Annotated in this window: 3 protein-coding genes; 2 read left to right on the top strand and 1 reads right to left on the bottom strand. The window is 67.7% G+C overall.

The features are described from left to right. The coding region (locus ACN27A_RS33820) for an AMP-binding protein (RefSeq protein ID WP_421458978.1) at positions 1 to 355 on the bottom strand (355 nt) is incomplete at its 3' end. A gap of 61 nt (positions 356 to 416) precedes the next feature. On the opposite strand from ACN27A_RS33820, the gene ipdE1 reads away from it, so the two are divergent. Next, a complete protein-coding gene (ipdE1, locus tag ACN27A_RS33815; RefSeq protein WP_421458980.1) occupies positions 417 to 1574 on the top strand; it encodes an acyl-CoA dehydrogenase IpdE1 in 1158 nt (385 codons plus the stop codon). Continuing rightward, the coding region (locus tag ACN27A_RS33810) for an SDR family NAD(P)-dependent oxidoreductase (protein WP_421458976.1) at positions 1571 to 1911 on the top strand (341 nt) is incomplete at its 3' end. The genes ipdE1 and ACN27A_RS33810, both read left to right, overlap by 4 nt.

The raw sequence follows: 1911 nt of genomic DNA, 5'->3' as shown, positions 1-1911 counted from the left end.
CGCCGAGGAACTCGCCGGAGGCGAACAGCAGCGGTGCCGCGGTGCGCGACAGGATGTCGGTGGCCTCGCTGGCGGTGTAGCGGGTGTTGAGCGGAACCAGCACGCCGCCGGCGCAGTGGGTCGCCAGGCAGGCCACCACCCAGTGCCAGGTGTTCGGTGACCAGATCGCCACCCGGTCGCCGGGCTCGACGCCCAGATCGATCATCGCTGCTGCGGCTTGACGGACGTGGCTGCGCAGCACGGCGAAGGTCAGAGTCTGCGTCGGTGTGACCACCGCGTCGTGATCGGGAAGCTCACAGGCGATCCGGTCGAGAACCGCCGGAGTGGTTCTCGCGGACGTCACCACCGATGCCATCGATGCTCCTCTGGGGATCGGGTACCCGAGCAAGTGCTTGGTAGGTTAGCCTACAGGGGTGATTGAGGTCCAGGAGTTCAGGGCGCAGGTCCGTGACTGGCTGGCCGACAACCTCGTCGGCGACTACGCCGCGCTGAAGGGTCTCGGCGGTCCCGGCCGCGAGCACGAAGCCTTCGAAGAGCGGTTGGCCTGGAACCGGCATCTGGCCGCCGCCGGCCTGACGTGCCTGGGCTGGCCGGAGGAACACGGCGGGCGCGGGCTGTCGGTGGCCCACCGCGTCGCCTTCTACGAGGAATACGCCAAGGCCAACGCTCCCGACAAGGTCAACCATCTCGGTGAGGAACTGCTCGGCCCGACGCTGATCGCCTACGGCACCCCCGAGCAGCAGCAGCGGTTTCTGCCCAAGATCCTCGACGTCACCGAGCTGTGGTCGCAGGGGTACTCCGAGCCGGGGGCCGGTAGCGATCTGGCCAACGTCTCGACCACCGCCGTCCTCGACGGTGACCAGTGGGTCATCAACGGGCAGAAGGTGTGGACCTCGCTGGCGCACTGGGCGCAATGGTGCTTCGTGGTGGCCCGCACCGAGAAGGGCTCCAAGCGTCATGCCGGGCTGTCCTACCTGCTGGTGCCACTCGATCAGCCCGGGGTCGAGATCCGCCCCATCATCCAGCTGACCGGAGACTCCGAGTTCAACGAGGTCTTCTTCGACGACGCGCGTACCGATGCCGGCCTCGTGGTCGGGGAACCGGGTGACGGCTGGCGGGTCGCGATGGGCACGCTGACTTTCGAACGCGGGGTGTCCACGCTCGGACAGCAGATCCGCTACGCCCGGGAACACGCCAACCTCGTCGAGGTCGCCAAGCGCACCGGCGCCGCCGGCGACCCGTTGATCCGTGAGCGGCTCACCCGGTCGTGGGCCGGGTTGCGCGCGATGCGGTCGTATGCGCTGGCGACGATGGACGAAGAAGGGACCAGCCAGGCCGCCGGAAAAGACTCAGTGTCGAAGCTGCTGTGGGCCAACTGGCATCGCGAGTTGGGTGAGATCGCGATGGACGTGCAGGGCATGGCCGGTCTGACACTGCCCGACGGCGAATTCGACGAATGGCAGCGGCTGTATCTGTTCTCGCGGTCGGACACCATCTACGGCGGATCCAACGAGATTCAGCGCAACATCATCGCCGAGCGGGTGCTCGGCCTGCCCAGGGAGGTGAAGGGGTGAGCGACCTTTCGGTGGCACCGCAAGAGATCGAGGGTCACGGTCTGTTGACCGGCAAGGTGGTGCTGGTGACCGCCGCTGCGGGTACCGGAATCGGGTCTACCACTGCGCGGCGTGCGCTGGCCGAGGGGGCCGACGTCGTCATCTCCGACTACCACGAACGCCGGCTGCTGCAGACCCGCGACGAGCTCGCCTCGCTGGGCCTGGGCAAGGTCGACGCGGTGGTCTGTGACGTGACGTCGACCGAAGCCGTCGATGCATTGATCACCCAAACCGTCGCCACCGCAGGGCGATTGGACGTCCTGGTCAACAACGCGGGCCTGGGCGCGCAGACCCCGGT

Origin of the sequence: Micromonospora sp. WMMD737, from assembly GCF_049179055.1 — a bacterium.
GTDB lineage: Bacteria > Actinomycetota > Actinomycetes > Mycobacteriales > Micromonosporaceae > Micromonospora > Micromonospora reichwaldensis.
This window is presented reverse-complemented; position numbering and strand designations above follow the sequence as displayed.